Annotated in this window: 23 protein-coding genes; 8 read left to right on the top strand and 15 right to left on the bottom strand. The window is 74.9% G+C overall.

Features of this window, described 5'->3' with window-relative positions; translation table 11 throughout:
• Positions 1-81 precede the first annotated feature (81 nt).
• A complete protein-coding gene (locus PUR71_RS24785; RefSeq protein WP_329929304.1) occupies positions 82-3,519 on the bottom strand; it encodes a S8 family serine peptidase in 3,438 nt (1,145 codons plus the stop codon).
• Positions 3,520-4,061: 542 nt separating this feature from the next.
• On the bottom strand, positions 4,062-4,913 hold the full coding sequence (locus PUR71_RS24790; RefSeq protein WP_329929305.1) for a siderophore-interacting protein: 852 nt from the start codon (positions 4,911-4,913) through the stop codon (positions 4,062-4,064).
• Between the two features lie 92 nt (positions 4,914-5,005).
• Between PUR71_RS24790 and PUR71_RS24795 the strand changes: the two genes are divergently transcribed.
• Positions 5,006-5,806: a TetR/AcrR family transcriptional regulator gene (locus tag PUR71_RS24795; protein WP_329929306.1), complete on the top strand. Its 801-nt coding sequence runs from the start codon at positions 5,006-5,008 to the stop codon at positions 5,804-5,806.
• Between the two features lie 16 nt (positions 5,807-5,822).
• Here PUR71_RS24795 and PUR71_RS24800 read toward each other — a convergent pair whose 3' ends face one another.
• Positions 5,823-6,020 (bottom strand): hypothetical protein, encoded by a 198-nt coding sequence (locus PUR71_RS24800; RefSeq protein ID WP_329929307.1) that lies wholly within the window; start codon positions 6,018-6,020, stop codon positions 5,823-5,825.
• Positions 6,021-6,238: 218 nt separating this feature from the next.
• On the opposite strand from PUR71_RS24800, the gene PUR71_RS24805 reads away from it, so the two are divergent.
• The 3 genes from PUR71_RS24805 to PUR71_RS24815 all read left to right on the top strand — a co-directional run bounded on the left by PUR71_RS24805 (position 6,239) and on the right by PUR71_RS24815 (position 8,523).
• On the top strand, positions 6,239-7,513 hold the full coding sequence (locus tag PUR71_RS24805) for a D-alanyl-D-alanine carboxypeptidase family protein (protein WP_329929656.1): 1,275 nt from the start codon (positions 6,239-6,241) through the stop codon (positions 7,511-7,513).
• 37 nt (positions 7,514-7,550) lie between these two features.
• Entirely contained in the window at positions 7,551-7,964 is a 414-nt protein-coding gene (locus tag PUR71_RS24810; RefSeq protein WP_329929308.1) for a PPOX class F420-dependent oxidoreductase, read from the top strand.
• Positions 7,965-8,130: 166 nt separating this feature from the next.
• On the top strand, positions 8,131-8,523 hold the full coding sequence (locus PUR71_RS24815; RefSeq protein WP_329929309.1) for an NTP pyrophosphohydrolase: 393 nt from the start codon (positions 8,131-8,133) through the stop codon (positions 8,521-8,523).
• A gap of 17 nt (positions 8,524-8,540) precedes the next feature.
• Here PUR71_RS24815 and PUR71_RS24820 read toward each other — a convergent pair whose 3' ends face one another.
• The gene (locus PUR71_RS24820) at positions 8,541-9,167 is read right to left on the bottom strand and encodes a hypothetical protein (protein ID WP_329929310.1); all 627 of its coding nucleotides are present in this window, start codon (positions 9,165-9,167) and stop codon (positions 8,541-8,543) included.
• 252 nt (positions 9,168-9,419) lie between these two features.
• Here PUR71_RS24820 and PUR71_RS24825 point away from each other — a divergent pair, with 252 nt between their 5' ends.
• From PUR71_RS24825 to PUR71_RS24835, 3 genes are read left to right on the top strand one after another with little or no spacing between them, the layout of a single operon-like run.
• On the top strand, positions 9,420-9,581 hold the full coding sequence (locus tag PUR71_RS24825; RefSeq protein WP_329929311.1) for a hypothetical protein: 162 nt from the start codon (positions 9,420-9,422) through the stop codon (positions 9,579-9,581).
• A complete protein-coding gene (locus PUR71_RS24830; RefSeq protein ID WP_329929312.1) occupies positions 9,578-11,887 on the top strand; it encodes a heavy metal translocating P-type ATPase in 2,310 nt (769 codons plus the stop codon). Before PUR71_RS24825 ends, PUR71_RS24830 begins: the two co-directional genes overlap by 4 nt.
• Positions 11,884-12,363 carry a copper chaperone PCu(A)C gene (locus PUR71_RS24835; RefSeq protein WP_329929313.1) on the top strand — a complete coding sequence of 160 codons (480 nt, stop codon included), beginning with the start codon at positions 11,884-11,886 and terminating at the stop codon, positions 12,361-12,363. The genes PUR71_RS24830 and PUR71_RS24835 overlap by 4 nt, the downstream gene beginning before the upstream one ends.
• A 45-nt stretch (positions 12,364-12,408) precedes the next feature.
• Here the strand turns inward: PUR71_RS24835 and PUR71_RS24840 are convergent, their stop codons facing one another.
• The 6 genes from PUR71_RS24840 to PUR71_RS24865 all read right to left on the bottom strand — a co-directional run bounded on the left by PUR71_RS24840 (position 12,409) and on the right by PUR71_RS24865 (position 18,660).
• Positions 12,409-13,260 carry a universal stress protein gene (locus PUR71_RS24840; protein WP_329929314.1) on the bottom strand — a complete coding sequence of 284 codons (852 nt, stop codon included), beginning with the start codon at positions 13,258-13,260 and terminating at the stop codon, positions 12,409-12,411.
• Between the two features lie 365 nt (positions 13,261-13,625).
• Entirely contained in the window at positions 13,626-13,994 is a 369-nt protein-coding gene (gene paaI, locus PUR71_RS24845) for a hydroxyphenylacetyl-CoA thioesterase PaaI (RefSeq protein ID WP_329929315.1), read from the bottom strand.
• 273 nt (positions 13,995-14,267) lie between these two features.
• Positions 14,268-14,951, bottom strand: a complete 684-nt coding sequence (locus PUR71_RS24850; protein ID WP_329929316.1) for a response regulator transcription factor — start codon at positions 14,949-14,951, stop codon at positions 14,268-14,270.
• A gap of 114 nt (positions 14,952-15,065) precedes the next feature.
• Complete coding sequence (locus tag PUR71_RS24855) at positions 15,066-15,599, bottom strand: hypothetical protein (RefSeq protein WP_329929317.1); 534 nt, start codon at positions 15,597-15,599, stop codon at positions 15,066-15,068.
• A gap of 97 nt (positions 15,600-15,696) precedes the next feature.
• Positions 15,697-17,454: an aa3-type cytochrome oxidase subunit I gene (ctaD, locus tag PUR71_RS24860; RefSeq protein WP_443077557.1), complete on the bottom strand. Its 1,758-nt coding sequence runs from the start codon at positions 17,452-17,454 to the stop codon at positions 15,697-15,699.
• A gap of 318 nt (positions 17,455-17,772) precedes the next feature.
• Entirely contained in the window at positions 17,773-18,660 is an 888-nt protein-coding gene (locus PUR71_RS24865; RefSeq protein ID WP_329929318.1) for a Vgb family protein, read from the bottom strand.
• Between the two features lie 75 nt (positions 18,661-18,735).
• On the opposite strand from PUR71_RS24865, the gene PUR71_RS24870 reads away from it, so the two are divergent.
• Positions 18,736-18,951, top strand: coding sequence for a hypothetical protein (locus PUR71_RS24870; RefSeq protein ID WP_329929319.1), 216 nt, complete (start codon positions 18,736-18,738; stop codon positions 18,949-18,951).
• Positions 18,952-19,068: 117 nt separating this feature from the next.
• Here the strand turns inward: PUR71_RS24870 and PUR71_RS24875 are convergent, their stop codons facing one another.
• The 5 genes from PUR71_RS24875 to PUR71_RS24895 all read right to left on the bottom strand — a co-directional run bounded on the left by PUR71_RS24875 (position 19,069) and on the right by PUR71_RS24895 (position 22,824).
• On the bottom strand, positions 19,069-20,148 hold the full coding sequence (locus tag PUR71_RS24875) for a winged helix DNA-binding domain-containing protein (RefSeq protein ID WP_329929320.1): 1,080 nt from the start codon (positions 20,146-20,148) through the stop codon (positions 19,069-19,071).
• The gene (locus PUR71_RS24880; protein WP_329929321.1) at positions 20,145-20,885 is read right to left on the bottom strand and encodes a glycerophosphodiester phosphodiesterase; all 741 of its coding nucleotides are present in this window, start codon (positions 20,883-20,885) and stop codon (positions 20,145-20,147) included. Before PUR71_RS24880 ends, PUR71_RS24875 begins: the two co-directional genes overlap by 4 nt.
• Positions 20,882-21,016, bottom strand: coding sequence for a hypothetical protein (locus PUR71_RS24885; protein ID WP_329929322.1), 135 nt, complete (start codon positions 21,014-21,016; stop codon positions 20,882-20,884). Before PUR71_RS24885 ends, PUR71_RS24880 begins: the two co-directional genes overlap by 4 nt.
• Positions 21,017-21,105: 89 nt before the next feature.
• A complete protein-coding gene (locus PUR71_RS24890) occupies positions 21,106-21,522 on the bottom strand; it encodes a TOBE domain-containing protein (RefSeq protein WP_329929323.1) in 417 nt (138 codons plus the stop codon).
• A 105-nt stretch (positions 21,523-21,627) separates the two neighbouring features.
• On the bottom strand, positions 21,628-22,824 hold the full coding sequence (locus PUR71_RS24895) for an ROK family transcriptional regulator (RefSeq protein ID WP_329929324.1): 1,197 nt from the start codon (positions 22,822-22,824) through the stop codon (positions 21,628-21,630).
• Positions 22,825-22,840 lie beyond the last annotated feature (16 nt).

Below are 22,840 nucleotides of genomic sequence, written 5' to 3' on the forward strand. Positions count from 1 at the left end.
CTGCCCAGCCGGACGGGCCGGAAACGCGCCCGAGGCCGCCCCGGGAATCCGGGACGGCCTCGGCACGTGGTGCGCGGTGGGTCAGTTCACCGTGTAGCTGTACGGCAGGGCCGCCAGCACCGCACCGGTGGTGCTCACGCTGTTGTTGGCGCTGGCGACACCGGTCGGGCCGGACACCAGGTACAGGACACCGTGGACGGTGCTGCCCTTCGCGCCGGTCGGGGTGATGGTCACCTGCAGCGAGCCGGTGGCGCCGGGGGCGACGGTCACCGGGGTGGCGGCCGGGGCCGTGGCGTTGACCGCGGCGGCGTAGACGTCACCGGTGCTGGAGGTCAGCGCCGGGTCGAACGCCAGGGTGTGGGCGGTCGCGGTGATGGTGGCCGAACCGGCCGGGGCGCCCGCGTTGGAGAACGGGCCGATCTGCTGGAGGAAGGTGCCCCACAGACCGGGCACGACCGGCTGGGAGGCGGTCCCGTTGGACGTCACGACCGAGATGGTCGAGCCGTTCTGGGCCTTCTTCAGGTCGCCGAACAGGTCCGGCGAGGCGGCGGTGGCGCTGAGCTCCAGCTGGGCCGGGGTCGTGGACGCGGCCACGCCCTTCAGCTGGTCGGTGCCCGGCGGGACCAGGAACGCCGGGACCGAGGAGGTCAGCGACAGCGGCAGGGTGACGGCGGACGAGGCACCCTGCGGCACCAGGTTCACGTCGGTGCGGCGGTCGAGACGGCCGTCGGCCGAGATCACCTGGGTGGCCACCGTGTTGTTGGTGTAGTTGACCTGGAAGGTCACCGGCTTGTTGGCGGCGAGCTTGGTCTTCGCGTCGGTCGGCAGGCCCGCGGCGGTGGCCACGTCCTTGTTGAAGCCGATGGTGCCCGCGAAGTCCTGGCCGAGCTGCTGGCCGCTGACCGAGCCGATCACGTTGAACACGAAGCGCCAGCGGCCCTCGGCCGGGTTGACCGCGGTGGCCGAGACGCCGGCGCCGGTGCCGGTCAGGTTGCCCTGGCCGTCGAGGAGGGCGTTGCCCTCGATGTCGACCGGGGTGCCGTTCGGGCTGATGAGCGCGCCCTGCATGAGGAGCTTGGAGTCCTTGACGGTGACGCCGACCCGCAGGTCCTTCTGGCCCTTCGGGACGTCGAACGCGTAGGAGAAGCTCTGCGTGGGCGAGCCGCTGCGACCGTTGCCGCCGGTGATGGTGCCGGAGAAGGCGCCGTTGCCGTTGGTGACGGGCACGAGGCTGCGCAGGATGACCGGGACGCTGGTGGTCTGGCCGTTGGAGCTGGAGACGGTGACCGCCTCGCTGGAGTCGCCGCTGGTGGCCGGGGTGGTGACCTGGACCTTGAGGGTCTTGGTGGCACCCGGCTCGATGTCGACGACGTTCGGGCCCACGGTGCCGGCCGGCTCCGCGCGCTGGAAGGTGGCGCCGAGCTGGACCGGGCCGGTGTAGCCGCCCTTGCCCTGCGGGGTGTAGAGGATCGCGGTCCAGTCGCCGGCGACCGGGTGCGGGACGTCCACCAGGCCGTAGTTGGCCGGGGTGGCACCGCCCTGCGGGCGGGTGTTGGTCTCGAAGCGACCACTCGGGTCGAGCAGCGTCATGCGGACGACCGGACCGTTGACGGTCGGGTTGGCCGCACCCTGCCAGGCGATCGACGCCGCGAGGCGGTCGGCGCCGGCCGGCACGGTGATCTTGACCTGCTGCTTCACCCAGGTGACGCCGTTGGTGGCGTACTTGAAGGTGTCGGTGGAGGCCGAGTCCATCTTGACGGTCTGCTGGCTGTTGCCCATCAGCGCGAAGCTGCGGGTGGCGGCGCTGACCGTCTGGGTGGTGTCGCTGGTGTTGGTGACGCTCACGTCGGCGGTGTGGGTCGAGCCCGGGGCGCCGGCGATGTCGAGCTGCCCGGTGTTCACGACGACCTGGCTGCTGCCGGGCGTGCCGTCACCGTCGTCGTAGCCGCGGGCGGCCTCGACGGCGCCGCGGACGTTCAGCAGACCCGCGCCCTGCTCCTCGGCCGGGACGCCGAGGTCGGTGGCGGTGCCGGTGATGAACTTCTTCACCAGGGCCGGGGACGGCGAGTCGCCGCCGTGGGTGTCGCGGTAGGCCTGGATGACCAGGGCCGCGGCGCCGGTCACGAACGGCGCGGCCTGCGAGGTGCCACCGAAGGACTGGATGCCCGCGGCCTTGCCGCCGAAGCCGCCGCAGTCGGTGAACTTGGTGACGTCGGTGGAGCACAGGGCCCAGTCCGACTCGCCCGGGGCGACCAGGTCGACCGAGCGGCCGGCCTGGGTGAAGCCGCCCGAGGACAGCGCGGAGATGCGGTTGTTGCTCCAGGTCTTGTTGGAGAACCCGGCACCCGCGTAACCGGTCTGCTGGTAGTTCTGGTTGTCCGTCGAGGCGCCGACCGCGATGACGTTCGGGTCGGTGGCCGGGGAGCCGACGGTGCCGCTCAGACCGGCGTCGCCGGAGGAGACGGAGACCGTGACACCGGCCTTGACGGCCTCGTCGTTGAAGAGCGAGATGGTGTCGTGAGCGCTGGAGTCCGGCGTCGGGTTGCCACCGAAGGACTCGTTCAGCACGTCGACGTGCTGGACCCGCACGGCGTAGTCGATCGCCTGCAGGATCGACGAGTTGGACATCATCTCGCCACCCGCCTTGAGGGCGACGAGGTCCGCGTCCGGGGCGATGCCCTTGACGCGGATGGTGCAGCCGGCCGGGAGCGGGTGCGCCGACTGGTTGACGAAGTTCGCGACGTCGTAGACCTGACGGCCCTGGGCGATGACCGCCGAGGCGTCGCCGAAGGCCTCCGCGCCACCGGTCGGGGTGTCCCAGCCGGAGCCCGAGAAGTCCTGGTGGTCGACGACGGCGTGCGAGCCGTCGGCCCGGATGAAGTCCGGGTTGTCGGGGTCGAGGCCGTCCGCGATGTAGGCGACCTTGACGCCCTTGCCGGTCGCCAGGTCGGCCGCGCCGGCCTGGCCGTTGCCGGTGGCCACGCGGGTCGAGTAGAGACCCTCGGGCTCGAGCAGCGGCTTGCTCGGGTCGGAGGGGCAGACCGTGTTGGTCGCGTTCTCCTGGGGAGCCTGGGTGCCGTTGCTGCCCGTAACGGCGTCCGGTGCCGCGGTGCCCGTCGACGCCTTCGCGCCCTCGGCGGCCTGCGCGGCCTTGGCCTTGGCGGCGACGGCCGGGGTCACGGCGACGGGGGCGTCGGCGACCACGGTGGCGACCGACGGGTCGGCCTGGAGCTGCGCCTTCAGGGCCGGGCTGACCGTGGCCGAGAAGGCGTTGCCGAGCACGAAGCTCTTGACGTTGGTGCCGCCGTTGGCCTTGACCTTGTTCAGCAGCGGAGCCTGGGCGTGCTCGGTCTTCTGCTGGCGGGCGCCCACGTGGCCGTTGTCGGCCGGGGCGTCCGCTATCTGGTCCTTGAGGATCACGATCACCGGCACCGGGGCCCCGTCCGCCGACGCCTGGGGGGCGCTGGAGGTGTCGGGGATCGGAGCGCCGAACGCCGTGGTCCCGAAACCGAGGACCATGGACGCGGCAGTGACCGTGACGGCGGCTGCTAGCTGGGATTTCCGCCAGCCGATCAATGGACATCCTTTCGTCTGATGAGACGTCAGGTTGCACGGCCCGGCCTGCGCGGATCCTGTTCGGCCGCGTGGTTGCTCCGGACCGCGCGTCCCGACAGCGGACGCATTCCAGCGCATCCGGCACGACCACGACAAGGGGCGATTTCCCCATCAGGAAGTAAAAATGACCATCGCTTAGTAAAATGCGGCACGGAAATCCGGCCATCGCAGAGCTTTACCCTGCTCTCACCTGCGAAGCAGTGCCTGATCGTCCCCGTTCACCCCACTGGCGAACTTCGGACACTGGCGGACAACCGCCACTCCGGACCGGACGAAAACGGGCCGCGCCGGGCCGAACTGCCGACCGGATGTCCCTCTTCCCCGTCAGCACCCCGCCAAACAGGGCCCGTTCCGGCCAGGGATACGGATCGGCACCCGCGCCGGTTCGCCGAGGTCCGGGCGTTCGTCGGCGAACGCCCGGACAAACGAACCCCGACCGGATGGAATCAGGACATCGTGAGTTTTTCCTGAGCGTCGGCCAGGTCCTGCGCCGTCGGAGCGTCGTCCTGGGTGAGCCGGTAACGCCAATAACCCGAGAAATCGACAAATTTCCTTGGCACCCCGCGCTCCCCCACCAGGTACCGGCGCAGCGCCCGGACGCCGTCCGCCTCACCGGCCAGCCACGCGAAGGGGGTGCCCGCCGGCAGGTCCGCGGTCCGGACCGCCTCGGCCAGCACGGCGCCCGGGCGGGCACCGCCGCGGTAGAGCCAGCGGACGGTCAGATCGGCCGGACCGTCCAGCGGCTGTCGCTCCGACGCGTCCGCGACCTCGATGAACGCGAGCGCGGGGACGCCGGGCGGCAGTGCCCCGACCAGCGTGGCGATCGCCGGCAGCGCGGACTCGTCACCGGCGAACAGGACCCAGTCGGCGGTGGCGGCGGCATCGGCGAGCGGCACCTGGCGGGCGTACAGCTCGGACGGGCCGACCATCCCGAGCCGGTCCCCCTGCGCGGCGCGCAGCGCCCACGCGGACGCGGGCCCGGTGTCGCCGTGCAGGACGAAGTCGATCTCGATCCGCCGGGTGCCGGGGACGCGACGGCGGACGGTGAAGCTGCGCATCAGCGGGCGCTCCGCCTCGGGAATGGCCAGGTAGGCCTGGTACCAGCCGATGGGGTCGTCGCCCTGGACGGGGAGGACGGGCTCGGTCTGACCGGGGCGGGGGAAGCAGAGCTTCACCTGCTGGTCGGGCGCACCGCCGACGGTGTCGTCGAGGGCGGCGGCCTCGAACGTGATCCGGGCGGTGCGCGGCGTGATCCGGCGGACGCCGGTGACGTCGACGAGGGTGACGGGCAGTGTCAAGGCGGAACGCCTTCCAGTCTCGCGGCTTGATAGCCTTACGCCATAAAGAGTTGCCGTGGAGCAGTTACTTTACATCATAAGGAGTTCCCGGAATGGTCGTGTACGCCGGGCAGGGCGACGCCCGCCGGTCCCTGTCCCTCCTGTGGCGCGCCCCCGGCGCCGAACCCGTCCCCCGCACCGGACGCAGCGGCCCCAAGCCCGGCCTGAGCGTCGACGCGATCGTGTCGGCGGGAATCGCCGTGGCCGATTCCGAGGGCATGGCCGCGCTCTCGATGCGGGCCGTCGGCGAACGGCTCGGCCGCACGGCGATGGCGCTCTACACGTACGTCCCGGGAAAGGCCGAGCTGCTCGATCTGATGCACGACCGGGCGTTCGCCGAGATGCCGCTGGAATCCCGCGGCTCCGACGGCTCCGACGGCTCCGACGGGCGCGGCGGCTCCGGGGACTGGCGGGCCGACGTCACCGCCTGGGCCGAGGCGCTGTACGCCGGCTACCTGCGGCACTCCTGGATGCTCCAGGTCTCGCAGGCCCGCCCGGTCCTGGGCCCGGCCGAACTCGCCGCCATGGAAGCCCTGTTGCGCGCCCTACAACCGGCCGCGCTGCCCGCGGTGCGGCTGCGCGGGGCCGTCGGCGCGCTGTGGCAGTTCGTCCGCGGGATGGCCGGCGTGGCCGCCGAGGCCCGCGACGCGGCCGCCGCGACCGGCGTCGCCGACGCGGACTGGTGGACCGCCCGCTCGGCCCGACTCGCGGAGCTCGCCCCCGACTTCGCGGAACGCTTCCCGCTCCTGAGCGCCCTGGAGAGCGGCGGCGACCCCGACCCGCAGGCGCGCGACCGCGAGGGCTTCCGCAGCGGCCTCGCCGTGCTCCTCGACGGGATCGCGGCGCCCGCCTGACGCCCTGCGTCCCCGCTCAGCCCCGCCGGGCCGCCGGGATGGCCAGCAGGACGCCCAGCGCCAGCAGGGCCGCGTACCCGGCCGTCTCGTGCCCGGACGGGACGAGGAAGCGCACGAACCCGAACAGCCGGAAGCCCCCGAGGTGGTCGGAGAGCAGTCCGGTCGCACCGCCGAGGATCAGGACGAAGCCGAGGTAGCCGAGCAGGGTCTTCATGCCGGAAGCCTAGGAACGCGGCCGCCCCCGGTAATCCGACTTTCGGCGCGACCTCGAGGGACCAAAGTGGCGGCGGCCCTCGTGGCGGCCCTCGTGGCGAACCGAGTGGCGGCCCTCGTGGCGAACCGAGCGCGGAGCCGCCCGCGGGCCGGGCACCGGACGGAGCAGCAGGCACGGCGGCCCGGCGGCGGCGCGGGTACGTTCGCGGTGTGCAGCAGATGTCACCGCCTGCGGGCCGGCTGGCCGCGGCCTCCGCCGTGTCCGTCCTCGTGCTCGTCGCGACCGCCCCGGTGGCGGCCGGACAGGACTCCACCTCCGTCGTCGGCGGCGAGCGGCTCGGCCGCCCCGCCGTCCAGGTCGCGCCGCTCGCCGGAGCCCCCGCGCTCCCCGCGGCGCTCAGCGGGCGCTCCTGGCTGGTCGCCGACGCCGACACGGGCGAGGTGCTCGCCGCCCAGAACGCCCACCTGCCGCTGCCCCCGGCCAGCACGCTGAAGATGCTGTTCGCGGACACCGTCATGACGAAGTTCGACCGCGCCGAGGTCCACCAGGTGACCCAGGGCGAACTGGCCGAACTCGGCGCCGGGAGCAGCCTCGTCGGCGTCAAGGAGAACCTGCCCTACCGGGTCGAGGACCTCTGGCGGGGCGTCTTCCTCAGCTCCGGCAACGACGCCGTCCACGTGCTCGCCCACATGAACGGCGGCATCGCGCAGACCGTCGCCGAGATGCAGGCCCGCGCGAACGCCCTCCAGGCCCGCGACACCAAGGTGGTCTCGCCTGACGGCTACGACATGGACGGCCAGGTCTCCTCCGCCTACGACCTCACGCTGTTCGCGCGCGCCGGGCTGCGCATCCCCGACTTCCGCTCCTACTGCTCGACCCGCACCGCCCAGTTCCCGGGCGGGCTGGACAAGCTCACCGGGCAGCGCACCAGCTTCGACATCGCCAACACCGACCGGCTGCTGGGCAAGTACCCGGGCCTGATCGGCGTCAAGAACGGTTACACCACCAACGCGGGCGCCACCTTCACCGGCGCCGCCGAGCGGAACGGCCGGACGCTCCTCGTGACGGTCATGCACCCCGCGGCGCAGGGCAAGGTGTACGACGAGGCGGCCAGTCTGCTGGACTGGGGCTTCGCGGCCGCCGGCAAGGTGCAGCCGGTCGGCCAACTCGTCGACGACACCGCCCCGGTGACCGCGGCGAACACACCGACTGCCCCTTCGGGCACCGCGCCCGGAGCCGCCGGGGCCCGACCGGAAGCCGCCCGGCGCGAGGGTCACGACCCCGGCCCCGCCACCTGGACGGCCGCCGCCCTCGTCGCGGCCCTGGTCCTGTGGGCGGCGGGCCGCGCGGTCACCCGTCGCCGCAACCCGGCCGCCGAAGCCGCAACCACCGGTTCCACCCGCACCAGCGGCTCCACCGGCACCGGCCGCCGCCGCCTGGCCCGCCGTGCCCGCGCCCTCGTCCACGGCGCCCGCACCCGCACCCGCCGCTGAGCAGCCGGGGTCCCCCGCGCACCCTAGAATTCCGGCCATGACCACCCCAGACCCCGCCCCGCGGGACCGGCTCGCCCGGATCGTCGAGCTGTCCGCCGGGAGCTACCTGCTCGTCACCACCTACAAGAAGGACGGCACCGCCGTGCCGACCCCGGTGTGGGTGGTCCGCGACGGCGAGGCGCTCGGCGTCTGGACCGTCGCGGACTCCTGGAAGGTCAAGCGGATCCGCAACCGCGCGGACGTCCTCGTCGGCCCCTGCGACGTCAAGGGCCGCCCCACCGGCGACCAGTACCCCGCCACCGCCGAACTCCTCGGCCCCGAGCGGACCGCCGCCTACCGCACCCTGCTGCGCCAGAAGTACGGCCTGCTGGGCGTGCTCACCCTGCTCGGCAGCCGCATCCGGCGCGGCGAGCGCGGCACGGTCGGGATCCGGATCACGCTCGCGGACTGACCCCGGCGTCCTACGGGTGCGGGTCCGCGCGGACGCCAGGCAGGCCGACGAAGGCGGCCTCGGGGCCGAACCGCGGCTCCGGCGCGACTCGTTCATCGACCTGCACCCGTCGGCCTCGACGGGCCCGAACGGCCGCCTCCCCGTAGGCGTGGCAGGCTTGCCGGTCATGGGAGACAACGCGGTGCCGCTGCTGGTCGTGGACGGTGCGAACGTCGTCGGGTCGGTGCCCGACGGGTGGTGGCGGGACAGGCGCGGGGCCGCCGAGCGGCTGCGCGACGCGCTGGTGGCCGTCGCCGGGCAGGGGTTGCCGGGGCGCGGCGGGCCGCTGGACGTGGTGCTGGTGGTCGAGGGCGCGGCGCGCGGCGTGGCGGGGGTGCCCGGGGTCCGGGTGGTCGCCGCCGCGGGGAGCGGCGACGACCTGATCGTCGAGGTCGTCCGGGCGGCCAGGGCCGAGCGGCCGGACCGGGACTGCCTGGTCGTCACCGCCGACCGCGAACTGCGGGCCCGGGTCGGCGCGCTCGGCGCCGACGTCACCGGGCCCCGGTCCGTACGGCCCTGAGGACGGTCCCGGGACGGTCAGTACCGGACGGCCTTGACCACGACCGGGATCAGCCGCTGGTCCGTGCGGCTGCTGAACGCCACGGGAGACGCCTCCGTGTCGGGAGCGAGGTTCTCGGCGCCCACGACGGAGCTGTCGACCGTCATGCCGTGGGTGTCGGTGAAGTCGACCTGCACCGCGTAGGAGGCGGTGTCCAGGCCGTTGTTGTGGATGGTCACCACGACGGCCGGCAGGCCGCCGGTGGCCGCGAGCGGGACGCCGGTGATCGTGACCGAGCCGATGGCGTTGCCGCCGTCGGGGGCCTGGGCGAGGGCGGAGACGGCCCTGTCGTGGGCCATCGCCTGCTGGGCGGAGACGGAGGCGGCGAAGGCGGCCGCCGCCGCGGCCGACGAGGCGGCGGCCTCGGGCCCGGGGGACGACGAGCCTGTCGCCGAGGGCGAGGGCGAGGACGAGGACGAGGACGACTGGGTGGCCGCGGCGGACTCGGCGGGCGAGGGGCCCGAGGTGCGGACGATCGACGGGTTGGTCGACGAGCTGCTGCACGCCGCCGCCAGGACGCCCCCGGCGGCCAGCATCGCGGTCAGGGCGACCACGCGGGGGCCCGTCCGGCGGCGGGGGCCCGGGTGGGTGTGGAGTTCGCGCACGGCAGGTTGCCTCTTCTCGCTCGGCGTGTCCTGCCCCCCATGCTTCGGGGCGCGGCAGCGGGACGGCGAGACCTGCACGCCCGTTCGAGTGGACCTCCGGCCGTCCCCGACCGTGCCGGCGGCTTCCCCGTTCCAGCGGCGGGGGGCGGGGCGCCAGGGGCGATTTCCGCGGAGTTCGGACCGTACGGGAACCACTGCGGGTCGCCGTCCGACTGCTGGGGGGTGAGTACGAAGTCGCCGGGAGTCCGGCCGTTGAGTGTGCTGGCGGGGTTCGCCCTGCTGCTGGTGGTGGTGTTCGTGGCGGCGTACGCCGTGGGCCGTCAGGCGGGGCCGGTGTCGCCGGGGCTGAGCCCCGGGGTCGGGGGCGGCGGCTCGCCCGGGATGTCCGGGCACGACATGGGGGGCATGCGGTGAGCGCGGTCGCGGGGACCGGCGCCGGGGCGCTGGTGAGCACCGACCTGGCGGTCGGCGGGATGACCTGTGCGGCGTGTGTGGGCCGGGTGGAGAAGCGGCTGGCGAAGATCGAGGGCGTGTCGGCCGGGGTCAACCTGGCGACCGGCCGGGCGCGGGTGCTGCACCCGGCCGGCGTGGCCGTCGAGGAGCTCGTGGCGGCCGTCGAACGGGCCGGCTACACCGCCGAGTCGGTGACGGCGGGAGCGGCCGTCGGCCCGGCGGAGGAGGAACCGGACGGGCGGTGGCGACTGCTGGTGACGGCGCTGGCGGCCGTGCCCGTGCTGGTCCTGTCGATGGTGCCGTCATGGCAGTTCCCGGCGTGGCAGTGGGTGTGTTTCGGGCTGACCGTGCCGGTCGTGACGTGGGGTTCGGCGGGCTTCCACCGGCGGGCGTGGCAGGGGCTGCGGCACGCGGCGGCGACGATGGACACACTGGTGAGCCTCGGCGTGCTGGCCTCCTTCGGCTGGTCGACGTACGCGCTGCTGTTCGGCGGGGCGGGCGCCGTCGGCATGCGGATGCCGTTCTCGCTGACGGCCGACGGCGGCGGCGCGGCGCACGTGTACCTGGAGGCCGCCGTCGGAGTGCCGCTGTTCGTGCTCGCGGGCCGGCTGCTGGAGGGCCGGGTGCGGCGGCGCAGCGGTTCGGCACTGCGGGCGCTGGCCGAGCTGGGCGCCAAGGAGGTGTGCGTCCGGGAGGGCGGCGAGGAGCGGCTGGTACCGATCGAACTGCTGCTGCCGGGGCAGGAGTTCGTGGTGCGGCCGGGCGAGCGGGTGGCCACCGACGGGGTGGTGGTCGAGGGCGGTTCGGCGCTCGACCTGAGCCTGCTGACCGGGGAGAGCGTGCCGGTCGAGGTCGGCCCGGGGGACCGGGTGGCGGGTGCGACGGTGAACGTCGGCGGCGCGCTCGTGGTGCGGGCGACGGCGGTCGGCGCGGACACCCAGCTGGCCCGGATCACCGCCCTGGTGGCCGACGCCCAGGCGGGCAAGGCGCGGGCGCAGCGGCTCGCGGACGCGGTGGCCGGGGTGTTCGTGCCGTGCGTGCTGGCGGTCGCGGCGAGCGTGCTCGGCTTCTGGCTGGGCGCGGGCGCGGCCCCGCAGGCGGCGGTGACGGCGGCGGTCGCGGTCCTCGTGGTGGCCTGCCCGTGCGCGCTGGGGCTGGCGACGCCGACGGCGCTGCTCGCGGCGACCGGGCGGGGCGCGGAGCTCGGCGTGCTGGTGCGCGGGCCCGAGGTGCTGGAGAGCCTGCGGCGGGTCGACACGGTGGTGCTGGACAAGACCGGGACGCTGACGACCGGCCGGATGCGGCTCGCGGCGGTCACGACGGCCGTCGACGGGAACCAGGACGGGAAGGGGGAGCAGACGGAGACCGGGGAGCAGGACGGGAACGGGGAGCAGGCGGAGACCGGGACGCTACGGCTGGCCGGTGCGGTGGAGCACCGGTCGGAGCACCCGATCGGGCGGGCCCTCGCGGCGGCGGCCCGGGAGCGGTGCGGGGAGCTGCCGCCGGTGAGCGGTTTCCGGGCGACGGCCGGGGTCGGGGTGGCCGGGACGGTCGAGGGACGGGCGGTGCGCGTGGTGCGTCCGGACGCCGTCGACCTCCCGCCGGAGCTCGCGGAGGCGGTCGCGGCGGCCGGGCGGGCGGGCCGGACGACCGTGGTCGTGGAGCTGGACGGGCAGGTGGCGGCCGTCCTCGCCGTCGGCGACACCGTGCGCTCCGGAAGCTGGCGCGCGCTGCACCGGCTGCGCGGGATGGGCCTGGAGACCGTCCTCCTCACCGGCGACGGCCCGGGTGCGGCCCGCGCCGTGGCGGAGGAGCTCGGCATCGGGACGGTGCACGCCTCGGCCTCGCCCGAGCGCAAGGCCGAGGTGGTGGCCGAGCTGAAGGCCGCCGGGCGGACGACGGCGGTGATCGGCGACGGCGTCAACGACGCGGTCGCGCTGGCCTCGGCGGACCTCGGAATCGCGCTGGCCTCGGGCAGCGACGCCGCGATCGGCGCGGCCGGGCTCACGCTGGTGCGCGGTGACATCGAGGCGGTGGTGGACGCCGTCCGGCTGGCCCGGCGCACGCTCGCCACGATCCGGGCGAACCTGCTGTGGGCCTTCGGCTACAACGTCGTGCTCATCCCGCTCGCGGCCGTCGGGCTGCTGAACCCGATGCTGGCGGCGGTCGCGATGTCGCTGAGCTCGCTGCTCGTGGTGGGCAACAGCCTGCGGCTGCGCACGTGGCAGCCCGGACGCGGCAACGCCCGGACGGGGGCCCGGCGATGATCGAGCGGCTCAAGGTGGTCGGCCCGCCCGTGGGCGCCGCGGCCCTGGCCCTGGTCCTGCTGAGCGGCTGGACGGCCGTCGGCGGCGCCGGGCGCCCGCGGCCCGTCGAGGCGGCCGGGGACGGCTGGGTGCTACAGCCGTCGGCGGGAGCGGCGCCGGCCACGACGGCGTTCTTCACGATCCGCAACCCCGGCGACGTGCCGGACGAACTGATCGGTGCGAGCTGGGAGTTCGGCGGCCCGATCACGCTGAAGCGGCACCTGCACCAGGGCGGCGCCGGGCGGTGGGAGCAGGTGGCGGCGCTGCCGGTGCCGGCGCGCGGCGAGCTCGCCCTGTCCCCGGAGGACTCCGACCTGATGATGGCCGCGCCGCCGCCGCTGCGGGCGGGCCAGTGGGTGGAGTTCACGCTCACGTTCCGGCACAGCCCGGAGCTCCGGCTCAAAGCCCAGGTGCGGCCGCCGGGTTCGCGCCCGTAGCCCGGGGGGGTCGGCGAGCGGCGGGCCCGCCGCTCGCCGTCCGGATCACCCGTGCGGGACGACCGCCACCGGCGCCTTGGCGTGGTGCAGCACCGCGTGCGCGATGCGGCCGAGGCGCGGGCCGAGCTCGATCCGGCGGCGCTTGCGGCCGACGACCACCAGCGCCGCCTCCGCCGAGGCCTCGACGAGCGACCCGGCCGCGCCCAGCCGGACCTCCTCGACCACCTCCACGTCCGGGTGCAGCTCCCGCTGCCCGGCCATGGCGAGGGAGAGCATCTTCTCCTCCATCGCCTCCAGCTGGGAGATCTCCGCGGCCTGCGGCACCCAGCCCGCGTACGCGAAGACCGGCGGCAGGTCCCAGCCGTGCACCGCCCGCACCCGGGCCCCGCGCCGGGCGGCCTCGGCGAACGCGAAGCCGAGGACGTCCTCGTCCGGCTCCTGGGCGTCGACGCCGACCACGACGTCCGACCCGCCCACCGGCTGCTGCTCGCGCACCACGACCACTGCCACGCTGCTGCGCGCCGCCACCGCCATGCCGACGGAACCGAGCATCAGCCCGGCGAAACCACCCCGCCCGCGCGAGCCGACCACGAGCAGGCCGGCCTCCTCCGCGGCGGCGACCAGACCGTCGACGGGCGCGTCGAGCACCACGTCCGTCCGCACCTCGAGGCCCGGGTGGGCGGCGCGCAGTTCGGCGGCGGCGTCGGCGAGGACGCGCTCGGCGGCGGCCGGCAGGTGGTCGGGCTCGGCCATCGCGTTGCGGCCGTCGGTGAGCCACGGCCAGGCGTGCACCAGGCGCAGCGGCACCCCCCGGTGCTCCGCCTCCCCGGCGGCCCAGCGGGCGGCGGCGGTGCTGCCGGTCGAACCGTCGACCCCGGCGAGTACGGGTGGCGTCATGGCAGGGGGTCCTTCCCTCGGTGGCCGTTGCCGGACGGTGGGCGTGCTGACGTCCCGTCCGCTGCTCCTCCACCCTCTCCGGCCGGGCGGCTCGCGCGGCAGAGGCCTCAGGACCCCCGGGGACGGGACGAAAGGCCCGCCCGACGGAGCCTACGGGCGGCCCCGGGGTGCGGTGGGGCGACACCCGGGCCCTACGTCGAATCCGGCGAAGGTTCCGATCAGGGGGCACCTCATGGCGACCTTCCTCCACTCCACCATCACCCCCTGGCCCCCGACCAGGACGGTCCCCGCCCGACCGCCGAAGTGCCGGGCATGGATGCACAGTTCGCCCACACCCGCCGTGGAGAGCGTCGAAGGGCGGCCGCTCACGCGGCAGGCGGCCGCCCGCCGATGACGATGCTCTGGCCGCGGAACTCGGCGACGGTCGCGCCGTCCGCCGGGCGCCGCACCGTGACGTCGTACACGCCGTTGCGCCCGGCCCGCGTCCGCTCCACCGCCTCCGCGACCAGTTCGTCCCCGACCGCCGCCGGCGCGAGGAACACCACCTGCGCCGCCTGCGCGACCGTGGCCGGCCCGTGGCTGTTGCACGCGTACGAGAACGCCGCGTCGGCCAGCAGGAACAGGTACCCGCCGTGCGCCGTGCCGTGCTGGTTGACCATCGTCGCGCCGACCGTCATCCGCATGACGGCCCGCCCGGCCGCCATCTCGTCCAGCGCGATCCCGAGCGCCGGCACGTCTCGTCGCGGGCGTACTGCTCCTGGTGGCTGGCCGACCGCGCCGTCCGGGAGGCCGCGGGAGCCGCCGGGCTCAGGTGCGCCCCCGCCCTCGGGTACGGCCCGCTGACGACGCTCCAGGACCTGCCGTCCGGGCCTGCTCGCGTTCGCGAGCGCGTGAGAGCGGCCGATGGCCGTGGCCGACGCGCTGCCGGCCGTGGAGACCCGGGGAGCCGCTGGAGCAGTTGGAGCCGCTCGAGCCGCCGAACCCGTGTGCCGGGGCCGCCTCGGACCTCAGAGTCGGCCGCGCTGGTGCGACGGCCGCTCGGCTCCGGCGGGCCGGCGTAGCTCGGTGGCGATCAGGGCCGCCTGGACGCGCCGCTCCACGCCGAGCTTGGCGAGCAGCCGGGAGACGTGGTTCTTGACCGTCTTCTCGGCGAGGTAGAGCCGCTCGCCGATCTGACGATTCGTCAGTCCTTCGCCGACCAGCGCCAGGACCTCGTGCTCACGGGCCGTCAGATCCGGCCCGGGGGTGGACGGTTGGGCCGGTTCGGCGTCGCTGCGGATGCGGTTGAGCAGGCGGGTGGCGGCGCCCGGGTCGAGCATCGAGCGGCCGGAGGCGACGGTTCGGACGGCGGCCACCAGGTCCGTGCCGCTGATCTGCTTGAGCACGTAGCCGGCGGCGCCCGCCATCACGGCGTCCAGCAGCGCCTCCTCGTCGTCGAAGGAGGTGAGCATCAGGCAGGCCAGGCCCGGCATGCGCGAGCGCAGTTCGCGGCAGACCGACACCCCGTCACCGTCGCCGAGCCGGACGTCGAGGACGGCCACGTCGGGGCGCAGCGCGGGCACCCGCACCAGGGCCTGTTCGGCGGTCGCGGCCTCGCCGACGACCTCCAGGTCGGGCTCGCCGTCCAGCAGGTCGTGCACCCCGCGGCGCACGACCTCGTGGTCGTCCAACAGGAACACCCGGACCGGCATCGCGTGACTCCACCTCTGTTCACCCCCGCCCACGGACGGCGGGGCCAAGGGCATCATCACCCATCCGTCCGGCCGGCCCCAGGGTCGAACGGCCCCATTGCGGGCCCGAGCGCGTCACCCGCGCAGGTGCCGCACGTTCCGCAGCCCGATCAGCAGGAAGGCGAGCGCCAGGGCCGCCGCGCTGCCGCCCGCCACGGCCAGGCGCGGGGCGATCGCCCCGCCGCCGGACAGCAGGATGGACGCCGCGCCCAGCGAGGCGACGGCGGCGCCCACGACGAGCCACCCGGCGAGGACGAGCGCCGCCGGGCGCGGCGAGCGGACCGGCTCGCCGGCGTCCAGGGCCGCCCAGCGAGCGTTCGACTCCCGTTCCTCCTCCCGCCGGTGCCACAGCGCCCGCGCCCGGAGCAGCACCCCGCCGACCAGCCCCGCGAGGGCGAGCTGGGCGCCCGGGCGCCAGTCGGGCAGGGCGAGCAGCAGCCCGCCGGCGAGGGCGAGCGCGGCCCACCACGCCACGCAGGCCGCGGCGGCGGTCCGGGCCGAGCGGGGGCGGTCGGAGCCGGCCTGGAGGTCGGCGATGGCGGGCAGGTACCAGACGCAGCCGCTCGCGGTGAGGGCGGCGGTGCCGAGGGCGAGGACGGTGTGGGACATGCCGGACCTTCCTGGGGACTTCGCGACGGGTGCCGTCCCCGCCCGCGGGCGGGGGTTGCGGGCGGGGACGGCGGTCAGGGGCGGGCGCGGTTCGGGTTCAGCGCCGCGGCGGGTCGTACGTCGCGGGCGTCACGCCGGCCAGGTGCCCGGCCGGTTCGCCGGTGTTCTCCAGGACGTCCAGCGCCGCGATGTCGGGGTGGTGGAGGTCGAAGGCCGGGGACTCGGAACGGATCCGGGGCAGCGAGACGAAGTTGTGCCGCGGCGGCGGGCACGAGGTGGCCCACTCCAGGGAGCGCCCGTAGCCCCAGGGGTCGTCCTCGGTGACGCGCTCGCCGTACTTGGCGGTCTTCCAGACGTTGTAGAGGAACGGCAGGATGGAGAGCCCCAGCAGGAACGAGCCGATCGTCGACACCGTGTTGAGCGTGGTGAAGCCGTCCGAGGCGAGGTAGTCGGCGTAGCGGCGGGGCATGCCCTCGGCGCCGAGCCAGTGCTGCACCAGGAACGTCGTGTGGAAGCCGATGGTGAGCGTCCAGAAGCAGATCCGCCCGAGCCGCTCGTCGAGCTTCTTGCCGGTCATCTTGGGCCACCAGAAGTGGAAGCCCGCCATCATCGCGTACACGACGGTGCCGAACAGCGTGTAGTGGAAGTGCGCGACGACGAAGTAGGAGTCGGAGACGTGGAAGTCGATCGGCGGCGCCGCGAGCAGCACGCCGGTCAGGCCGCCGAACAGGAAGGTGACGAGGAAGCCGACGGTCCACAGCATCGGCGTCTCGAAGCTCAGCGAGCCCTTCCACATCGTGCCCACCCAGTTGAAGAACTTCACCCCGGTCGGCACGGCGATGAGGAAGGTCATGAACGAGAAGAACGGCAGCAGCACCTGCCCCGTGACGTACATGTGGTGGGCCCACACCGTCACCGAGAGGCCCGCGATGGCGACGGTGGCCGCGATCAGGCCCGCGTAGCCGAACATCGGCTTGCGGCTGAACACGGGGATGATCTCGGAGATGATGCCGAAGAACGGCAGCGCCAGGATGTACACCTCGGGATGGCCGAAGAACCAGAACAGGTGCTGCCACAGCATCGCCCCGCCGTTCGTCGGGTCGAAGACGTGCGCGCCGAACTTGCGGTCGCATTCGAGCGCGAGCAGCGCGGCCGCGAGGACGGGGAAGACGAGCAGCACCAGGAGGGACGTGAGCAGCACGTTCCAGCAGAAGATCGACATCCGGAACATCGTCAGGCCGGGCGCCCGCATGCAGATGATCGTCGTGATGAAGTTGACCGCGCCGAGGATGCTGCCGAAGCCGGAGAGCGTCACGCCCATGATCCACATGTCGGCGCCGACGCCCGGGGAGTGGACGGCGTCGGACAGCGGCGCGTAGAGGAACCAGCCGAAGTCGGCGGCGCCCTGCGGGGTCGCGAAGCCGGCCGCGGCGATCAGCGAGCCGAACACGAACAGCCAGTAGGAGAGCATGTTCATGCGCGGGAAGGCGACGTCCGGGGAGCCGATCTGCAGCGGCATGATCCAGTTGGCGAAGCCGGTGAACAGCGGCATGGCGAAGAGCAGCAGCATCACCGAACCGTGCATGGTGAACGCCTGGTTGAACTGCTCGTTGGAGAGGATCTGGGTGCCGGGCCGGGCGAGTTCGGCGCGCATCACGAGCGCGAGGACGCCACCGATCAGGAAGAAGGCGAAGGCCGACACCAGGTACATGGTGCCGATCGTCTTGTGGTCGGTGGTGGTCAGCAGCCGGACCACGGCCGAGCCGGGCCTCCTGACCCCAACCGCCGCGGCCCGTACGGCGGGTGGCGGCGGCTGCGGCGGCGGGGTGCCGCCCTGTGCCTCGATGGCGCTCAAGGGAAGCGCTCCTTCGGAACGTCGTGCGAATGGGATGGCGATCCATGATCGGAACACGCCACCCGCGCCCCCTAGGGCCGTTGGGCCCGGTTGCCCGGGGCCCCTGGGCCCGCGTTCCCGGCCCCCTCCCGGGACTTCCCGCACGCCCCGCACGGGACCCCGACCGAACCGGCACCTCGCCGACTGACCTGCCCCGACGGCCCGCCCGCGGAACGGCCCCAGCCCCCGGGCGCACCGCCGCCCGTGCCTCGCTCTCGCGGCGCCGCCCGTCCTCCTGCCCGCGCCGCCGGTTCCGTCGCCCGGCGCCCGGCGCCCGGATCAGCCCGCCAGCCGGACGAGTTCGCCGCGCTCCAGCGCCGCGTGCACGGCGCCGTCCGGTCCGACCGCGATGCCGTGCGGCTCGGGCGACGGGCCGGGCAGCGGGTACGCGTCGTAGCGGCCGTCCGGGTCGAGCACGCCGATCCGCCCGGCGCCCCACTCGGTGAACCAGAGCCGGCCGGCCGCGTCGGCCGCGATCGCGTGCGGCCGGGCCGCCCGGTCCGGCAGCGGGTGCTCGGTGACCTCGCCGTCGACGGTGATCCGCCCGACCAGCCCGCCGCCGATGCCGACGTACCAGAGCGCGCCGTCCGCGCCCGCCGTGATCCCGACCGGCGCGGTGCCCTCAGCCGGCAGCCGGTGCACGACGACCTCGCCACCGACGGTGATCCGGGCGACGGCGTCCGCCTGGTTGAGCGTGCACCAGAGGGCGCCGTCCGGCCCCGCCGTGATCATCGACGGGAAGGCGCCCGCGAGCGGCAGCGGGAACTCCGTCACGTCGCCGTCCACGGTGATCCGCCCGATCCGGCCGGCGTTGATCTCGGTGAACCAGAGCGCGCCGTCCGGCCCCGCGGCGATCCCGTACGGCCCGGCCTGCGCCGTCGGCACGGCGTGCGAGGACCGCCGCCCGTCGGTGTCGATCCGCCCGATCCGGTGATCGCGCATCCGGGTGAACCAGAGCGCCCCGTCCGGCCCCGGTGTGATCACCGCCGGCCCGCACTCGCCGGCATCGAGCCCGTACCGCGTGACCTTCCCGTCCGGCGCCAGCCGCCCGATCTCCCCCGCGTGCACGAGCGTGAACCACACGCCCCCGTCCGCGCCCACCGCCAGTCCGTACGGCCCGTCCCCCGGACCGGCGACCTCGAACCGTTCCACCACACGCTGCGTCATCCACGCCCCCGAATCATTATTGCGACTTCCGTCGCATTAGCATCCTCGCACCTCCCGACCGTCCGCGGCAACCGGATGGCCGCCAAGCCCAGCGTGATGAAGCGCGCGTCGATCAGCGCGATCAGCGACGTCCCGCGCATGAACCCGGCCATCGGGTCGAACGCCCGCTCCGCACAGGCGGCCACGGTGTCCCCGCCGCGCCCCGGCAGGAAGGAGCGGATCGAGTCACCGGTCCGGTGGCCGTCCCGGAGGAAGAAGAACATCGGGGCCAGCGCCGACGCCCGCCGGTGAGCAGCTGGGTGAGCAGTCCGAGCCCGGAGAGCACGCCGTGTCGTCACATCAGTGCGAACCGATCGATCCCCTCGGACGATCAGGCGGGTTGCCCGTCGTGCGCCTTCCCCCTGCCCGCTACGCGGCCTCCTCGAAGCGGACGCCGCCCGAGCCGCCCCCGAAGGCCGCCACCCGCTGCGCCTCGGCCTGCGCCGCCTGCCGGTCGGCGCGCCGCAGCGGCGCGAACGGGCGCAGGACGACGTCCTGCCCGGCCGTCAGCTGCCACGTCCCGGCGACGACGCCGTCCACGAGGAGGGTGGGGTGCACGAGCCCGTTCTGCGTCATGACCAGGCCCTTGTGCTCGTCGGCCAGCACCCGGGTGCGGTCGGCGTGGGAGAGCAGCAGGTTGTCGAAGGGCGCGAGGAGGCGGACGGGCGCCGGGGTGTCCGGGTCCGGCCGGGGCGCATCGGGGAGGTCGTAGAGGACGCGGCCCTGCTCGTCGCGGTCGGTGAACAGCCCCGGGGCGAGGCCCTTGAGGACCGGTCCGAGCCGGCTGAGCCCGCACCACTTCTGCAGGTCGGCGGCGGTGGCGGGGCCGAAGGCGGCGAGGTAGCGCAGGGCGAGGTCGTCGAGCGAGGGCGCCGGGTCGAGCGGGCGGCCGAGCCAGGCCTCGGCGGTGGTGTGGGCGGCGGCGCCGCCGCGGCCCCAGATCCCGCGCGGCGGCACCTGGACGAGCGGCAGGAGGCAGCGCGCCGCCTGGGCGAGGGCGACCGGGTCGCGGTCGGGGCGGCCGACGGCGAGCAGGGCGCCGAGCTCCTGGAAGGTGCGCGGCCGCTCCTCGACCAGGTCCCTGGCCTCGGTCCCGAGCGCGGCGAGGTCGAGCCCGGCGAGCCGCTTGCCGTAGGTGGTGCGCAGCGCCTGGTCGAGCACGGGCTGGAGGAGCGGGCGCAGCGTCAGGCAGTCCTCGGCGGTGACGAGGTGGAGGGTGCCGCGCTGGAGCGCGATCCGGACGACGCCGCGCTCCTCGATCAGCGCGGTGAGCTGCTCGGGCGCGAAGCCCTCGATCCGGGAGAGCAGCCCGAGGTAGGGCGGCTGCGGCGCGGCCTGGGCCTGGAGCCCGCCGAGGTGGCGGACCACCTCGGCGGGCTCGCCACCGCAACGGTCGAGCAGGTGCTGGCGGGCCAGCACCGCCCGTCCGAGCGCCCGGGGACCGATCACCGGCGGCCGTCCAGGACCGAGCGCAGGACGTCGATCCGGTTGGTGGTGATGGAGTCGACGCCGGTGTCGCGCAGCCGGCGCATGGTGCGGCGCAGGTCGGCGGTCCAGGTGGAGACGGCCAGTCCGGCGTCCCGCGCGGCGGCGGTGAGATCCGGGGTGACGAGCCCGAACGGCGGGTTGAGGTAGCGCGGGCGCAGGTCGTCGAGCAGGGCGCGGACGGGCAGCCGGGGCTGCTTCCAGGTGAGCGCGATCTCGGCGCCGGGAGCGACGGCGCGCACGGCGAGCATCGCGGTGGCCGGGCCGCAGAAGGCGACGAGGTCCTCGGCGCCCAGAGCGGTGACGACGGACCAGGTGGCGGCGGCCGGACCGGGCCCGTCGAGGTCGATGAGCAGCCGGCGGCCCCCGGGGGCGGCGGCGACGGCCTTGATCGCCTCGGCGAGGGTCGGCACGGCGAGCGGGCCGCGGCGCAGCTCGTCGAGCTGGTCGGCGGTGACGCGCCCGATGTCCCGGGGGTCGCCCCAGAGGCGTTCCAGGGTGCGGTCGTGGAGCAGGACGGGCACCTTGTCCCGGGTGAGCTGGACGTCCACCTCGACGGCGTCGGCGCCGCGGGCGAGCGCGGACTCGACGGAGGTGAGGGTGTTCTCGCGGAAGCGGTAGGGGTCGCCGCGGTGGGCGACGGCGAGCAGCGGCCGGCGGTCGGCGGGCGTGCGGTCGGCGGGCGTGCGGCCGGCGGTCATCGGATCGGCCCGGCGATGGTCTGGTCACGGCCGAGGTCGTGCCGGGCGCGGGCCGTGCGGTCGGGCCGGCCGGCCACGGCCTCGATCGGGAGCACGGCGCTCCGGGTGGTCGGCAGGTGCGGGTGGGTCATCCCGGTCGGGGCCTCTCGTCTCGTTCGGCGCGGACTGCTCGTTCGCTCGGACTGCTCCGCGAGGGAGTGCGCTCTCTGCGGCGGCCGGATCAGCGCCGTTCGATCATCACGTTGGTCGACTTGATGACGGCCGTGGCGGGCGCGCCGGGCACCAGGTTCAGCTCCTCCGCCGACTCCCGGCTGATCAGCGACACCACCCGGAACGGCCCGGCCTGCACCTCCACCTGGGCGGCCACGTCGCCGAGCACCACGTCGGTGACGATCCCGGGGAAGCGGTTGCGCGCGGAGGACGGCCTGCCCTCCGCTTCGGCGTTCTCCGGCCGGGCCAACTCGCGGGCGAAGGCCGCCAGTTCGGCACCGGGGATGATCCGGTGGCCGTGCTCGTCCCGCTCGGCGGCGACCCGCCCGGCGTCCACCCAGCGCCGCATGGTGTCGGCGCTGACGCCGAGCAGCGACGCGGCCTCGCCGATGCGGTACGGGTTGACCGGCAGGTCGGGCTGGCCCATGTGCGACTCCTGAGGGTGGTTCGGGAACGGGCGCGCGCGGGGCGCGTCGCCGCCATCCTGCCGTACCGGGGCCCCGGCCCGCGAAGCAGCACCGGGAGTCGCCCCCTACGGCTCGCCGAAGAGCTCGCGCCGGGCCGCGTCCCCGGCGGTGAGGACGGCGCCGGCCAGCACCGCGCCGCCGCCCGCGGTACCGGCCCGCACCTCGGTGCGCAGCGGGGAGAGCGCGGCGAGCCGGCGTTCGACCCGCGCGGCGAGCTCGGGGCCGCCGGCCCGGCCGATCTCACCGCCGAGGACGACGCAGCCGGGGTCGAGGACGACGCAGACGCTGGCCGCGCCGAGGGCGATCCGCTCGGCGAGCTCGTCCAGGAAGGCCTGGCCGGCCCCATCGGCGGCGTCCAGGGCGTCGAGCGCCGCGCGGACGGCGGCCTCGGCGGCGGCCGCGTCCCCGGCGGGGCCTGCGGGCAGGCCGTGGGCGCGGGCGAGCTCGCAGACGGCGGCGCTGCCGACGAGCCCGTGGAAGCCGCCCTCGCAGCTGGCGGCGCTGGGCAGGCCGGCGGTGCCGGGGACGGGCAGGAAGCAGATCTCGCCGGTGCCGCCGGAGAAGCCGCGGCGCAGCCGCCCGTCCAGCACGACGGCCGCGCCGACGCTGTGGCCGAGCCACATCAGCACGAAGGTGTCGCGGTCGCGGGCGGCGCCGACCCGGTACTCGGCCCGGCCGGCCAGGTTGACCTCGTTCTCCAGGATCACTTCGGTGCCGGGCAACTCGCGCAGGGCCGCGAGGAGTTCGCCGTGCCAGGCGGGCAGGGCCCCGGTGCTCTGGAGGCGACCGGTGGCCGGGTCGACCAGGCCGGGCGCGCCGACGGCGACGGTGTGCAGCCGTTCGACGCCCACCCCGCGCGCGACGTCGAGCAGCGTGCGGACGATCCGGCCGGCGGCGTCGGAGGCGCCGGCGTCGTCGACCGGCACCTCGGCGGAGGCGAGGGTGCGGCCGGCCAGGTCGGCGACGACGAGGCTGACGCCGCCGGAGCGGACGTCGAACGCGGCGAGGTGGGCGCGCGAGGCGACCAGCGCGTAGACCCGGGCGTTGGGGCCGCGGCGCTGCTCGCCGCGCTCGCCGACGACGGCGACCAGGCCGGTGCGCTGGAGGCGGTCCAGCAGGTCGGCGACGGTGGGGCGGGAGAGGCCGGTGAGGTCCCGCAGCTCGGTGGCCGTGAGGGGGCCCTGTTCGAGCAGCAGGTTGAGCGCCAGCCGGTCGTTGATCGCCCGGGCGGTGCTCGGCGTGGCCGTACGCGCGGTGGTCATGGGCGCTCATCCTTCC

Source organism: Streptomyces sp. SP17BM10 (genome assembly GCF_036322405.1).
In the GTDB taxonomy this organism is placed as follows: domain Bacteria; phylum Actinomycetota; class Actinomycetes; order Streptomycetales; family Streptomycetaceae; genus Kitasatospora.

What these genes read in the sequence shown, in the direction of transcription:
- PUR71_RS24785 (WP_329929304.1), bottom strand. Translation starts at nt 3,519, where the DNA reads ATGGTCCTCGGTTTCGGGACCACGGCGTTCGGCGCTCCGATCCCCGAC.
- PUR71_RS24795 (WP_329929306.1), top strand. Translation starts at nt 5,006, where the DNA reads ATGGTCGTGTACGCCGGGCAGGGCGACGCCCGCCGGTCCCTGTCCCTC.
- PUR71_RS24800 (WP_329929307.1), bottom strand. Translation starts at nt 6,020, where the DNA reads ATGAAGACCCTGCTCGGCTACCTCGGCTTCGTCCTGATCCTCGGCGGT.
- PUR71_RS24805 (WP_329929656.1), top strand. Translation starts at nt 6,239, where the DNA reads ATGTCACCGCCTGCGGGCCGGCTGGCCGCGGCCTCCGCCGTGTCCGTC.
- PUR71_RS24810 (WP_329929308.1), top strand. Translation starts at nt 7,551, where the DNA reads ATGACCACCCCAGACCCCGCCCCGCGGGACCGGCTCGCCCGGATCGTC.
- PUR71_RS24815 (WP_329929309.1), top strand. Translation starts at nt 8,131, where the DNA reads ATGGGAGACAACGCGGTGCCGCTGCTGGTCGTGGACGGTGCGAACGTC.
- PUR71_RS24835 (WP_329929313.1), top strand. Translation starts at nt 11,884, where the DNA reads ATGATCGAGCGGCTCAAGGTGGTCGGCCCGCCCGTGGGCGCCGCGGCC.
- PUR71_RS24840 (WP_329929314.1), bottom strand. Translation starts at nt 13,260, where the DNA reads ATGACGCCACCCGTACTCGCCGGGGTCGACGGTTCGACCGGCAGCACC.
- PUR71_RS24850 (WP_329929316.1), bottom strand. Translation starts at nt 14,951, where the DNA reads ATGCCGGTCCGGGTGTTCCTGTTGGACGACCACGAGGTCGTGCGCCGC.
- PUR71_RS24855 (WP_329929317.1), bottom strand. Translation starts at nt 15,599, where the DNA reads ATGTCCCACACCGTCCTCGCCCTCGGCACCGCCGCCCTCACCGCGAGC.
- PUR71_RS24865 (WP_329929318.1), bottom strand. Translation starts at nt 18,660, where the DNA reads ATGACGCAGCGTGTGGTGGAACGGTTCGAGGTCGCCGGTCCGGGGGAC.
- PUR71_RS24870 (WP_329929319.1), top strand. Translation starts at nt 18,736, where the DNA reads ATGGCCGCCAAGCCCAGCGTGATGAAGCGCGCGTCGATCAGCGCGATC.
- PUR71_RS24880 (WP_329929321.1), bottom strand. Translation starts at nt 20,885, where the DNA reads ATGACCGCCGGCCGCACGCCCGCCGACCGCACGCCCGCCGACCGCCGG.
- PUR71_RS24885 (WP_329929322.1), bottom strand. Translation starts at nt 21,016, where the DNA reads ATGACCCACCCGCACCTGCCGACCACCCGGAGCGCCGTGCTCCCGATC.
- PUR71_RS24890 (WP_329929323.1), bottom strand. Translation starts at nt 21,522, where the DNA reads ATGGGCCAGCCCGACCTGCCGGTCAACCCGTACCGCATCGGCGAGGCC.
- PUR71_RS24895 (WP_329929324.1), bottom strand. Translation starts at nt 22,824, where the DNA reads ATGACCACCGCGCGTACGGCCACGCCGAGCACCGCCCGGGCGATCAAC.